This window comes from Streptomyces sp. NPDC090025, from assembly GCF_044748125.1.
Taxonomy (GTDB): domain Bacteria; phylum Actinomycetota; class Actinomycetes; order Streptomycetales; family Streptomycetaceae; genus Streptomyces.
Window position 1 is genome coordinate 156350 of record NZ_JBIVFL010000013.1, and the last position, 13064, is coordinate 169413.

Sequence of the window (13064 nt, forward strand, 5' to 3'; positions counted from 1 at the left end):
ATAGGGTGATCTTCGCCCATCGGAGGCAGGCGGCAGCAGCCATCGACAACTCGACCTGGTTACGGTACGCGCGGCTACGCCATCCGGTCAAACCGGCCGGTCAGCGGGGTGCTCTGTGCACAGCCTGTGGACAACAACTTGAACCACGTCAGCCGCCCCGACTACCGTGGTTGGACTCCGCAATCTTTTCCGATCTGTCCTTACCTGTCCTTGAGGACTTCGACCGACCGTCCCGAGAACCACACGTCCGTGGGACCCGTGGGACCAATGAGGAAGCGTGCCCTGTGGCTGACGTACCTGCCGATCTTGCCGCAGTGTGGCCGCGCGTGCTCGAGCAACTTCTCGGCGAAGGCCAGGGCATCGAGTCCAAGGACAAGCAGTGGATCGAGCGGTGCCAGCCGCTCGCGCTGGTCGCCGACACCGCGCTGCTCGCCGTGCCCAACGAGTACGGCAAGCAGGTCCTGGAGGGCCGGCTCGCGCCGCTCATCAGCGAGGCCCTGAGCCGCGCCTGCGGCCGGCCGATCCGGATCGCGATCACCGTCGACGACTCGGTGGGCGAGCCGCCGCCGCCCGCGCCGCCCGCCCGGCCGGCGCCCTCCCCGTACGGCGGCGGCTTCGACTCGTACGACGCCTACGAGAAGTACGACGACTACGGGCAGCACCGCCCGATGCCGGACGACGGTCTGCCGACGGCCCGGCCCGCCTACCCCGAGTACCAGCAGCACCGCCCCGACCCGGGAGTCTGGCCGCGTTCCTCCGAGGACGTCGGCTGGCAGCAGCAGCGGCTCGGCGGTTTCCAGGAGCGCGACCCGTACGCGAACCCGCGCCCGCAGCAGGACCGGCCGTCGCGGTACGACGAGCGGTCCCCGTACGAGCAGGGTCCGCAGCGGCCCGACCGCGGCGAGCCGCGCGCCTCCGACGGCGCCGAGGGCCCCGGCGGGCGCGGTCCCGGTCCCGGTCCCGGTCCCGGTCCCGGTCCCGGTCCCGGTCCCGGCGGCCACGGGCAGGGTCCGCGCCCCGGGCCCACCGGCATGGGCGGCGGCGGCATGGGCGGCTCGTCGTCCGGCCAGGGCGGCGGCTCCGGCGCGCCCGGCGAGCAGCACGCGCGCCTGAACCCCAAGTACCTCTTCGACACCTTCGTCATCGGTTCGTCGAACCGCTTCGCGCACGCGGCCGCGGTCGCCGTCGCCGAGGCGCCCGCGAAGGCGTACAACCCGCTCTTCATCTACGGCGAGTCGGGCCTCGGCAAGACCCACCTGCTGCACGCCATCGGGCACTACGCGCGCAGCCTCTACCCGGGCACCCGGGTGCGGTACGTGAGCTCCGAGGAGTTCACCAACGAGTTCATCAACTCGATCCGGGACGGCAAGGGCGACGCGTTCCGCAAGCGCTACCGCGATGTGGACATCCTGCTGGTCGACGACATCCAGTTCCTCGCGAGCAAGGAGTCGACGCAGGAGGAGTTCTTCCACACCTTCAACACCCTGCACAACGCCAACAAGCAGATCGTGCTCTCCTCGGACCGGCCGCCGAAGCAGCTGATGACCCTGGAGGACCGGCTGCGCAACCGCTTCGAGTGGGGCCTCACCACCGATGTGCAGCCGCCGGAGCTGGAGACCAGGATCGCGATCCTGCGCAAGAAGGCGGTCCAGGAGCAGCTGAACGCCCCGCCGGAGGTGCTGGAGTTCATCGCCTCCCGGATCTCGCGGAACATCCGTGAGCTGGAGGGCGCGCTGATCCGCGTCACGGCGTTCGCGAGCCTCAACCGGCAGCCGGTGGACCTCGGGCTCACCGAGATCGTCCTCAAGGACCTGATCCCGGGCGGCGAGGACTCGGCGCCGGAGATCACCGCGAGCGCCATCATGGCGGCGACGGCGGACTACTTCGGGCTGACCGTGGAGGACCTCTGCGGATCCTCCCGCAGCCGGGTGCTCGTCACGGCCCGTCAGATCGCCATGTACCTGTGCCGGGAGCTCACCGATCTGTCGCTGCCGAAGATCGGCGCGCAGTTCGGCGGGCGCGACCACACCACCGTGATGCACGCGGACCGCAAGATCCGCGCCCTGATGGCGGAGCGGCGCTCGATCTACAACCAGGTCACGGAGCTGACCAACCGCATCAAGAACGGCTGAGGAGGGCCCGGCGGCAGCGCCGCCGTGTCCACAGGCTGAGGGCGCCCTGGGGAGATCCCCGGGGCGCCCTTCGGCGTTCTCCGGGCGTTCTCCGGCCCGTCCCGCGCCGTCCCCACGGCGCCCGGGAAGGTCCCCGAAGGCGCCGGAAAGGGTCCTGAAGACCCCTCGGAGGGTCGTCGGAACGTCCGCGAAGCGTCGTCGCCCCGTCCCCTGGGCGTCGCCCGGGCGTCGTCTCTGTTCGATTAATGCCTGATGGTGGCGGGTTCTCCACAGATTGCGGGATGATCTCCCGTCCACAGGGTGGGGACTGCGAAGTTATCCGGATCGCATCCACAGGCCCGCCTGGTGACAGACCATCATGCCTGGTCACGGGGGTGTGGATTTGTGCGCAAACGATCTCCACAGCCTGTGGACAAAAAATCCGTCCACAGGGGGCCCGCGAAGTTGTCCACCGGCAACCCACAGGCCGGGCCCGGTTGCCCACAGCTTCCCCCCGCTTCTCCACACCGCTGTCCACTGTTCGGCAACGAAACGCCCGACATCACCGGGCCGAGTGAAAGGCGTCACACCAAGGGAGACGTTTGGGCTGTGGGGAACCTGGGGAAAGCTGGGGACAGCACTGGGGAGAACTCCCCATGGCCTGTGTATCGGGTGTGCAGAACTTTCCGGTGTCCACAGAAACAGTGGGTTGTCCACCGGCTCCACCCACAGGGTCAGTGGACAAAAAACCGGCGTTGACCTGCGCATACGACGTTATCCACGGTTTCCACAGGCCCTACTACTACTCCCACTCATAGTTAGCTCGGAATCCGCTTTGAAGCGGGGCCTGTGCACAACTCGGGACCGGAGCTCCGGCGACCCGTTGTCGCGACTTGACCCCGAGCCGCACCGAGTGTCGGTGGCGTACGTCAGACTGGTTCCCGCAGTCGACGAAGAGCCAGCAACAAGCAGGAGGCGGTTCCGGTGAAGATCCGGGTGGAGCGCGACGTACTTGCCGAGGCGGTGGCGTGGGTGGCCCGCAGCCTTCCGGCCCGTCCGCCGGCGCCGGTGCTCGCGGGCCTTCTGCTGAAGGCCGAGGACGGCGCGCTGAGCTTCTCCAGCTTCGACTACGAGGTCTCGGCCCGGGTCTCCGTCGAGGCCGAGGTCGAGGAGGACGGCACCGTCCTGGTCTCCGGCCGGCTGCTCGCCGACATCTGCCGCGCCCTGCCCAACCGCCCGGTGGAGATCTCCACCGACGGCGTCCGGGCCACCGTGGTCTGCGGCTCCTCCCGCTTCACCCTCCACACCCTGCCCGTGGAGGAGTACCCGGCGCTGCCGGAGATGCCCACCGCGACCGGCACCGTCCCTGGCGAGGTCTTCGCGGCCGCCGCCGCCCAGGTCGCCATCGCCGCGGGCCGTGACGACACGCTGCCCGTCCTCACCGGTGTGCGCATCGAGATCGAGGGCGACACCGTCACCCTCGCCTCCACCGACCGCTACCGCTTCGCGGTCCGCGAGTTCCTGTGGAAGCCGGAAGCCCCGGACACCTCCGCGGTCGCCCTGGTGCCCGCGAAGACCCTCCTTGACACCGCCAAGGCGCTCACCAGCGGCGACTCGGTCATCCTGGCGCTCTCCGGCTCCGGCAAGGGCGAGGGCCTGATCGGCTTCGAGGGCGCGGGCCGCCGCACCACCACCCGGCTGCTCGAGGGCGACCTGCCGAAGTACCGGACGCTCTTCCCCACCGAGTTCAACTCGGTCGCCGTGATCGAGACCGCGCCCTTCGTCGAGGCCGTCAAGCGCGTGGCCCTGGTGGCCGAGCGCAACACCCCGGTGCGGCTCAGCTTCGAGCAGGGCGTGCTCATCCTGGAAGCCGGTTCCAGCGACGACGCACAGGCTGTGGAGCGGGTCGACGCGAAGCTCGACGGCGACGACATCTCGATCGCCTTCAACCCGACCTTCCTCCTGGACGGCCTCAGCGCGATCGACTCGCCGGTCGCCCAGCTGTCCTTCACGACGTCCACCAAGCCCGCCCTGCTGAGCGGCAAGCCCGGTCTGGACGCGGAGGCGGACGACGCCTACAAGTACCTGATCATGCCGGTACGCCTGAGCGGCTGACCCCACAGGTGTGCACCCGCGTCCGGGCGTAGGCTCGGACGCGGGTACGAACCGCACACGACGCTTAAGGAATCATCTGATGGAGCTCGGTCTCGTCGGTCTCGGCAAGATGGGCGGCAACATGCGCGAGCGCATTCGCCGCGCCGGCCACACCGTCATCGGATACGACCGCAACCCGGACCTCGCCGATGTCCACAGCCTCGAAGAACTTGTGGGCAAGCTCAAGGGTCCGCGCGTCGTGTGGGTCATGGTCCCCGCGGGCGCCGCGACCCAGTCGACCATCGACGAGCTGGCCGAGCTGCTGTCCCCCGGTGACATCGTCGTCGACGGCGGCAACTCCCGCTGGACGGACGACGAGAAGCACGCCGAGGAGCTGGCGGCCAAGGGCATCGGCTTCGTCGACTGCGGCGTCTCCGGCGGCGTCTGGGGCCTGGAGAACGGCTACGCGCTGATGTACGGCGGCGACGCCGAGCACGTGGCCCGGGTCCAGCCGGTCTTCGACGCGCTGAAGCCGGAAGGCCCCTACGGCTCCGTGCACGCCGGCAAGGTCGGCGCGGGTCACTTCGCGAAGATGGTCCACAACGGCATCGAGTACGCCATGATGCAGGCGTACGCCGAGGGCTGGGAGCTCCTGGAGAAGGTCGACTCCGTCACCGACGTCCGCGAGGTCTTCCGCTCCTGGCAGGAGGGCACCGTCATCCGCTCGTGGCTGCTCGACCTCGCGGTCAACGCCCTCGACGAGGACGAGCACCTCGACCAGCTGCGCGGCTACGCGTCGGACTCCGGCGAGGGCCGCTGGACGGTCGAGGCCGCCATCGACAACGCCGTGCCGCTGCCCGCGATCACCGCGTCGCTGTTCGCCCGGTTCGCGTCACGTCAGGACGACTCGCCGCAGATGAAGATGATCGCCGCGCTGCGCAACCAGTTCGGCGGCCACGCGGTCGAGACCAAGAAGTAGTCCACAGGCTGTGCACCCCGCGGTGCACAGCAGCCGGGGGAAGGTCGGCGCCCACCATGCATGTCACGCATCTGTCGCTGGCCGACTTCCGCTCGTACGCCCGGGTCGAGGTTCCGCTCGATCCGGGCGTCACCGCTTTCGTGGGGGCGAACGGCCAGGGCAAGACCAATCTCGTCGAGGCCGTCGGCTATCTCGCCACCCTCGGCAGCCACCGCGTCGCCTCCGACGCCCCCCTGGTGCGGATGGGTGCCGAGCGGGCGGTGATCAGGGCCGCCGTCACCCAGGGCGAGCGCTCCCAGCTGGTCGAGCTCGAACTCAACCCGGGCCGGGCCAACCGGGCCCGGATCAACAGGTCCTCGCAGGTCCGCCCGCGTGACGTGCTGGGGATCGTCAGGACCGTGCTGTTCGCGCCCGAGGACCTGGCGCTGATCAAGGGCGACCCCGGCGAGCGCCGGCGCTTCCTCGACGAGCTGATCACGGCGCGCGCGCCGCGCATGGCGGGCGTGCGCTCCGACTACGAGCGGGTGCTCAAGCAGCGCAACACGCTCCTGAAGTCCGCCGCGATGGCCCGGCGGCACGGCGGGCGCTCCATGGACATGTCCACCCTCGACGTCTGGGACCAGCACCTGGCCCGCGCCGGGGCCGAGCTGCTCGCGCAGCGGCTCGACCTGATCGGGATCCTGCGGCCGCTGGCCGACAAGGCGTACGAGCAGCTGGCGCCCGGCGGCGGACCGGTGCAGCTGGAGTACAAGCCGTCCGCGCCCGGCGCGGGACACACCCGCGAGGAGCTGTACGGGCAGCTGATCGCCGCCCTCGCCGACGTGCGCAAGCAGGAGATCGAGCGCGGGGTCACGCTGGTCGGCCCGCACCGCGACGACCTGCTGCTCAAGCTCGGCGACCTGCCCGCGAAGGGGTACGCGAGCCACGGCGAGTCCTGGTCGTACGCGCTGGCGCTGCGCCTCGCCTCGTACGACCTGCTGCGCGCCGAGGGCAACGAGCCGGTCCTGGTCCTCGACGACGTCTTCGCCGAGCTGGACGCGCGCCGCCGTGAACGGCTCGCGGAGCTGGTGGCGCCCGGTGAGCAGGTCCTTGTCACGGCGGCCGTCGACGACGACGTGCCCGGGGTGCTCGCGGGGGTGCGGTACGCGGTGGCCGGGGGCGCGGTCGACAAGGTGGTGCAGGGATGAGCGAAGACAACAGCGGCGGTCCGGTCGGCGGATCTTCCCCACAGCCTGTGGACAAGGCGGCGGCCCCGGCGGCCCCCGAGCCGTCCGGCGTCGACCTCGCGCGGGTCGCGCTGCGCGCCGCCAAGGAGCAGGCGCGGGCGCGGGGCGCGGCGGCGGCGCAGAAGAAGCAGGCGAAGCGCGGCGGCGGGCTGCGCTCCGGCGCGCGCGCCGACGGGCGCGACCCGATGGCGCTCGGCTCCGCGATCAACCGGCTGATCACCGAGCGCGGCTGGGAGACCCCGGCGGCGGTGGGCGGCGTGATGGGCCGCTGGCCGCAGATCGTGGGCGAGGACCTGGCGAAGCACTGCGTGCCGCTCAAGTACGACGAGGACCCCGAGGAGCGGGTGCTCACCGTGCAGTGCGACTCGACGGCCTGGGCGACCCAGCTGAGGCTCCTCGCGCCCCGGCTGGTGGCCCGGCTGAACGAGGACCTGGGCCACGGCACCGTACGGATGATCAAGGTTCTGGGTCCTGGCGGGCCCCGGCGCGGCTACGGGCCGCTGCGCGCCCCCGGGTCCACCGGTCCCGGGGACACCTACGGGTAGCCACCCGGGAGATCCAAGGGTCGCGGGCCCGTCCCGTACGGAACGAGGGGACCCGGCGTCCGGGCGGAGAACGCCCCGGTCAGCGGCCGGAGAACAGCCCCCGAACCGGCCCTGAGCGGCCCCTGAGCGGGCCGGGCACCGGGCGGGAGGCGGGCCCAAGAGCCCCCGGACCAAGGGCCGGACGAGTCCGCCCGCACCCCCCGGGACCCCGGTCCCCACTAGGGGTCACCGCCCGAAGCGCTGGGTGGCGGTCAGAGGCCCCTGAGGGGCCTCTCCAGATATGGGGAGTCGTCTTGCGCCCGCCGAGGGCGGCACATGAGCTTTCAGGTACCGGCAAACCCCCATGAGTGTCAGTGGTACCGGTAGACTGGAAGACAATCCCGCCACCCTGCGGAACAAGTCGAACGACGCAGCCGCTCCCGTATGCCCGGAGAACGGCCTGTGCTGTGCCAGAAAGGGCGCTTCGTGGCCGATTCCGGCAACCCCAACGAGAACAACCAGTACACCGCCAGCAACATCCAGGTCCTCGAGGGCCTGGATGCCGTGCGCAAGCGCCCTGGCATGTACATCGGCTCGACCGGTGAGCGCGGCCTGCACCACATGGTGCAGGAGGTCGTCGACAACTCGGTCGACGAGGCCCTGGCCGGCCACGCGGACACCATCGACGTGACGATCCTGCCCGACGGCGGCGTCCGCGTCGTCGACAACGGCCGCGGCATCCCCGTCGGCATCGTCGAGTCCGAGGGCAAGCCGGCCGTCGAGGTCGTCCTGACCGTCCTCCACGCGGGCGGAAAGTTCGGCGGCGGCGGCTACGCGGTCTCCGGCGGTCTGCACGGCGTCGGCGTCTCGGTCGTCAACGCCCTCTCCACCAAGGTCTCGGTGGAGATCAAGACCGACGGCCACCGCTGGACGCAGGACTACAAGATGGGCGTGCCGACCGCGCCCCTCGCCCAGCACGAGGCGACCGACGAGACCGGCACCTCGGTCACGTTCTGGTCCGACCCGGACATCTTCGAGACGACCGAGTACTCCTTCGAGACGCTCTCGCGCCGCTTCCAGGAGATGGCGTTCCTCAACAAGGGCCTCACCATCGCCCTGACCGACGAGCGCGAGTCCGCGAAGGCCACCGTCGGCGCCGACGACCCGGACGCCGAGGCCGCCGCCGAGCCCACCGCGCGCACCGTGAAGTACCACTACGAGGGCGGCATCGTCGACTTCGTGAAGTACCTCAACTCGCGCAAGGGCGAGCTGGTCCACCCCACCGTCATCGACGTCGAGGCCGAGGACAAGGAGCGCCTGCTCTCGGTCGAGCTCGCGATGCAGTGGAACTCCTCGTACAGCGAGGGGGTGTACTCCTTCGCCAACACCATCCACACCCACGAGGGCGGCACCCACGAGGAGGGCTTCCGCGCCGCGCTGACGACGCTCGTCAACAAGTACGCGCGCGACAAGAAGCTGCTCCGCGAGAAGGACGACAACCTCACGGGCGACGACATCCGCGAGGGTCTCACCGCGATCATCTCGGTCAAGCTGGGCGAGCCCCAGTTCGAGGGCCAGACCAAGACCAAGCTGGGCAACACGGAGGCCAAGACCTTCGTCCAGAAGGTGGTCCACGAGCACCTCACCGACTGGTTCGACCGCAACCCCAACGAGGCCGCGGACATCATCCGCAAGGGCATCACCGCCGCCACCGCGCGCGTGGCCGCCCGCAAGGCCCGCGACCTCACCCGCCGCAAGGGTCTCCTGGAGTCGGCGTCGCTGCCGGGCAAGCTGTCCGACTGCCAGTCGAACGACCCCACCAAGTGCGAGATCTTCATCGTCGAGGGTGACTCCGCCGGTGGTTCGGCGAAGTCCGGCCGCAACCCGATGTACCAGGCCATCCTGCCGATCCGCGGCAAGATCCTGAACGTCGAGAAGGCCCGGATCGACAAGATCCTGCAGAACACCGAGGTCCAGGCGCTGATCTCCGCCTTCGGCACCGGTGTGCACGAGGACTTCGACATCGAGAAGCTCCGCTATCACAAGATCATCCTGATGGCGGACGCCGACGTCGACGGTCAGCACATCAACACCCTGCTGCTGACCTTCCTCTTCCGCTTCATGCGCCCGCTGGTCGAGGCCGGACACGTGTACCTGTCCCGCCCGCCGCTCTACAAGATCAAGTGGGGCCGCGACGACTTCGAGTACGCGTACTCGGACCGCGAGCGCGACGCCCTGGTCGAGCTGGGCAAGCAGAACGGCAAGCGGATCAAGGAAGACTCGATCCAGCGCTTCAAGGGTCTCGGCGAGATGAACGCCGAGGAGCTGCGCGTCACCACCATGGACGTCGAGCACCGCGTGCTCGGCCAGGTCACCCTGGACGACGCCGCCCAGGCCGACGACCTGTTCTCGGTGCTGATGGGCGAGGACGTCGAGGCTCGGCGCTCGTTCATCCAGCGCAACGCCAAGGACGTTCGCTTCCTCGACATCTGAGTCGGTCTCAGCTGACCGTACGAAAGGACTGACGACCAGCAATGGCCGACGAAAACACTCCTGTGACCACCGACGACGAGGAGCCGCAGCTGCGGATCGAGCCGGTCGGGCTCGAGACCGAGATGCAGCGCTCGTACCTCGACTACGCGATGTCCGTCATCGTGTCCCGTGCGCTGCCCGACGTCCGTGACGGTCTCAAGCCGGTCCACCGCCGCGTGCTCTACGCGATGTACGACGGCGGGTACCGGCCCGAGAAGGGTTTCTACAAGTGCGCCCGCGTCGTCGGCGACGTCATGGGTACGTACCACCCGCACGGCGACTCCTCGATCTACGACGCGCTCGTCCGGCTCGCCCAGCCCTGGTCGATGCGCATGCCCCTCGTCGACTCCAACGGCAACTTCGGCTCCCCGGGCAACGACCCGGCCGCCGCCATGCGGTACACCGAGTGCAAGCTCATGACGCTGTCGATGGAGATGCTCCGGGACATCGACGAGGAGACCGTCGACTTCCAGGACAACTACGACGGCCGCAACCAGGAGCCGACGGTCCTTCCGGCCCGGTTCCCGAACCTGCTGATCAACGGCTCCGCCGGCATCGCCGTCGGCATGGCCACCAACATCCCGCCGCACAACCTCCGCGAGGTCGCGGAGGGCGCGCAGTGGTACCTCGCCCACCCCGAGGCCAGCCACGAGGAGCTGCTCGACGCGCTCATCGAGCGCATCAAGGGCCCCGACTTCCCGACCGGCGCCCTCGTCGTCGGCCGCAAGGGCATCGAGGAGGCGTACCGCACCGGGCGCGGCTCCATCACCATGCGCGCGGTCGTCGAGGTCGAGGAGATCCAGAACCGCCAGTGCCTGGTGGTCACGGAGCTTCCGTACCAGACCAACCCGGACAACCTCGCGCAGAAGATCGCCGACCTCGTCAAGGACGGCAAGATCGGCGGCATCGCCGATGTCCGCGACGAGACCTCGTCCCGCACCGGCCAGCGCCTCGTCATCGTGCTCAAGCGCGACGCCGTCGCCAAGGTCGTCCTGAACAACCTCTACAAGCACACCGACCTCCAGTCGAACTTCGGCGCCAACATGCTGGCGCTCGTCGACGGTGTGCCGCGCACGCTCTCCCTCGACGCGTTCATCCGCCACTGGGTGACGCACCAGATCGAGGTCATCGTCCGCCGGACGAAGTTCCGCCTGCGCAAGGCCGAGGAGCGCGCCCACATCCTGCGCGGCCTGCTCAAGGCCCTCGACGCCATCGACGAGGTCATCGCCCTCATCCGGCGCAGCGACACCGTCGAGGTGGCACGTACGGGCCTCATGGGGCTGCTCTCGATCGACGAGATCCAGGCCAATGCCATCCTGGAGATGCAGCTCCGCCGCCTCGCCGCCCTGGAGCGCCAGAAGATCCTCGCCGAGCACGACGAGCTCCAGGCCAAGATCGACGAGTACAACGCGATCCTGGCCTCCCCCGAGCGCCAGCGCACGATCGTCAGCGAGGAGCTCGCGGCCCTCGTCGAGAAGTTCGGCGACGACCGCCGCTCCAAGCTGGTGCCGTTCGACGGTGACATGTCCATCGAGGACCTCATCGCCGAGGAGGACATCGTCGTCACCATCACGCGTGGCGGCTATGTGAAGCGCACCAAGACCGAGGACTACCGGTCGCAGAAGCGCGGCGGCAAGGGCGTGCGCGGGACGAAGCTGAAGCAGGACGACATCGTCGACCACTTCTTCGTCTCCACCACCCACCACTGGCTGCTGTTCTTCACCAACAAGGGCCGGGTCTACCGCGCCAAGGCGTACGAGCTCCCCGACGCCGGCCGCGACGCCCGCGGCCAGCACGTGGCCAACCTCCTCGCCTTCCAGCCGGACGAGCAGATCGCCCAGATCCTCGCGATCCGCGACTACGACGCCGCGCCCTACCTGGTGCTCGCCACCAAGGCCGGCCTGGTCAAGAAGACCGCTCTGAAGGACTACGACTCCCCCCGTTCGGGCGGTGTCATCGCGATCAACCTGCGCGAGCGCGAGGACGGCAGCGACGACGAGCTGATCGGCGCCGAGCTGGTCTCCGCCGAGGACGACCTGCTGCTCGTCAGCAGGAAGGCGCAGTCGATCCGGTTCACCGCGACGGACGACGCGCTGCGCCCGATGGGCCGGGCCACCTCCGGCGTCAAGGGCATGAGTTTCCGCGCGGACGACCAGCTGCTCTCGATGAATGTCGTCCGGCCCGGTACGTTCGTCTTCACCGCGACCGACGGTGGCTACGCCAAGCGCACCCCGGTCGACGAGTACCGCGTCCAGGGCCGCGGCGGCCTCGGCATCAAGGCCGCCAAGATCGTGGAGGACCGCGGTTCGCTCGTGGGCGCGCTGGTGGTGGAGGAGACCGACGAGATCCTCGCCATCACGCTGTCCGGCGGTGTGATTCGCACGCGAGTCAACGAAGTCAGGGAGACCGGCCGTGACACCATGGGCGTCCAGCTGATCAACCTGGGCAAGCGTGACGCCGTCGTCGGCATCGCCCGCAACGCGGAAGCGGGCGGCGAGGACGACGAGGACGTCGAGGGGATCGACGGCATCGACGGCATCGAGGGCGCGGACGGCGTCGACGGTGCCGAGGGTGTCGAGGGTGTGGACGGAGCGGCCGACACGGCCGAGACCGGTGAGGCGGCCGAGGGCACGGAGCCCGCGGCCGGACAGCACGAGGAGTAGAGCGTGAGTGGAGCCACGGGCGCCGGTTCGGCCGACGGCCGGTCCGCAGGATCGAGCGGTGCCCGTGGCTCCGCCACGGACTCCCAAGGTGGGGGCACCCCCGCCGAAGGCAGGGGGATTACGGTGACGGACACCCGGGGGCAGCGTCCCCCGTACGAGACCTACAACGGGCCGCTGCCCGGTGAGCGCCCCGGCGCCCAGCAGCAGGGGCCCTACCAGCCGCCGCAGGCGTACGGCACTCCCGCGCAGGGCACGCCCACGCACGGCGGTCCGGCGCAGGGCGGCACGCTCGGCGGGCAGAGCGCGGCGACGCGCAAGCCCCGCACGGGCGCCCGCACCACGCCGCGCACCCGCAAGGCGCGGCTCCGGGTGGCCAAGGCCGACCCGTGGTCGGTGATGAAGGTGAGCTTCCTGCTCTCCATCGCGCTGGGCATCTGCACCATCGTGGCGGCGGCCGTGCTGTGGATGGTCATGGACGCCATGGGCGTCTTCTCGACCGTCGGCGGCACGATCAGCGAGGCCACCGGCTCCAACGAGTCGAACGGCTTCGATCTGCAGTCCTTCCTGTCGCTGCCGAGGGTCCTGATGTTCACCTCGGTCATCGCCGTGATCGACGTGGTCCTGATGACCGCCCTGGCGACCCTGGGCGCGTTCATCTACAACCTGTCGGCCGGTTTCGTGGGCGGCGTCGAGCTGACCCTCGCCGAGGACGAGTGACCCGGCTCCCCGGGGGCGGGTGACCCGGGGATGGCTCAGGAGTGACGCCCGAGGGGCCGGTGCCGGATACGGATTTTGGGACTGGCCCCCACGTGCGCTAATCTTCAGGAGTCAGCGCGCGGGACATACACCGCAAGGCGCGGCGGGGCTATAGCTCAGTTGGTTAGAGCGCATCCCTGATAAGGATGAGGCCACAGGTTCAAATCCTGTTAGCCCCA

8 protein-coding genes and 1 tRNA gene are annotated in these 13064 nt (G+C 69.7%); all 9 read left to right on the top strand.

Translation table 11 applies throughout. The annotated features are described in order from the left end of the window. Positions 1-284: 284 nt before the first annotated feature. The 9 genes from dnaA to ACIPXM_RS26880 all read left to right on the top strand — a co-directional run bounded on the left by dnaA (position 285) and on the right by ACIPXM_RS26880 (position 13064). Positions 285-2132: a chromosomal replication initiator protein DnaA gene (gene dnaA, locus ACIPXM_RS26840; RefSeq protein WP_401660204.1), complete on the top strand. Its 1848-nt coding sequence runs from the start codon at positions 285-287 to the stop codon at positions 2130-2132. A 963-nt stretch (positions 2133-3095) separates the two neighbouring features. Further along, on the top strand, positions 3096-4226 hold the full coding sequence (dnaN, locus tag ACIPXM_RS26845) for a DNA polymerase III subunit beta (RefSeq protein ID WP_401660206.1): 1131 nt from the start codon (positions 3096-3098) through the stop codon (positions 4224-4226). 79 nt (positions 4227-4305) lie between these two features. Beyond that, on the top strand, positions 4306-5184 hold the full coding sequence (gene gnd / locus ACIPXM_RS26850) for a phosphogluconate dehydrogenase (NAD(+)-dependent, decarboxylating) (protein ID WP_401660209.1): 879 nt from the start codon (positions 4306-4308) through the stop codon (positions 5182-5184). A 56-nt stretch (positions 5185-5240) separates the two neighbouring features. Beyond that, positions 5241-6371 (top strand): DNA replication/repair protein RecF, encoded by a 1131-nt coding sequence (recF, locus tag ACIPXM_RS26855; RefSeq protein WP_401660212.1) that lies wholly within the window; start codon positions 5241-5243, stop codon positions 6369-6371. Beyond that, positions 6368-6955 carry a DUF721 domain-containing protein gene (locus ACIPXM_RS26860; RefSeq protein WP_401660215.1) on the top strand — a complete coding sequence of 196 codons (588 nt, stop codon included), beginning with the start codon at positions 6368-6370 and terminating at the stop codon, positions 6953-6955. Before recF ends, ACIPXM_RS26860 begins: the two co-directional genes overlap by 4 nt. Positions 6956-7396: 441 nt before the next feature. Continuing rightward, a complete protein-coding gene (gyrB, locus tag ACIPXM_RS26865) occupies positions 7397-9427 on the top strand; it encodes a DNA topoisomerase (ATP-hydrolyzing) subunit B (RefSeq protein WP_401660218.1) in 2031 nt (676 codons plus the stop codon). 41 nt (positions 9428-9468) lie between these two features. Continuing rightward, positions 9469-12129 (top strand): DNA gyrase subunit A, encoded by a 2661-nt coding sequence (gene gyrA, locus ACIPXM_RS26870; RefSeq protein WP_401660220.1) that lies wholly within the window; start codon positions 9469-9471, stop codon positions 12127-12129. A gap of 123 nt (positions 12130-12252) precedes the next feature. Beyond that, positions 12253-12846 (top strand): DUF3566 domain-containing protein, encoded by a 594-nt coding sequence (locus ACIPXM_RS26875; RefSeq protein ID WP_401660223.1) that lies wholly within the window; start codon positions 12253-12255, stop codon positions 12844-12846. A gap of 144 nt (positions 12847-12990) precedes the next feature. Continuing rightward, positions 12991-13064, top strand: a tRNA-Ile gene (locus tag ACIPXM_RS26880).

Bases quoted from the DNA above. Each gene is read 5' to 3' on its own strand.
- recF (WP_401660212.1), top strand. From the start codon at position 5,241: ATGCATGTCACGCATCTGTCGCTGGCCGACTTCCGCTCGTACGCCCGG.
- ACIPXM_RS26860 (WP_401660215.1), top strand. From the start codon at position 6,368: ATGAGCGAAGACAACAGCGGCGGTCCGGTCGGCGGATCTTCCCCACAG.
- gyrA (WP_401660220.1), top strand. From the start codon at position 9,469: ATGGCCGACGAAAACACTCCTGTGACCACCGACGACGAGGAGCCGCAG.
- gnd (WP_401660209.1), top strand. From the start codon at position 4,306: ATGGAGCTCGGTCTCGTCGGTCTCGGCAAGATGGGCGGCAACATGCGC.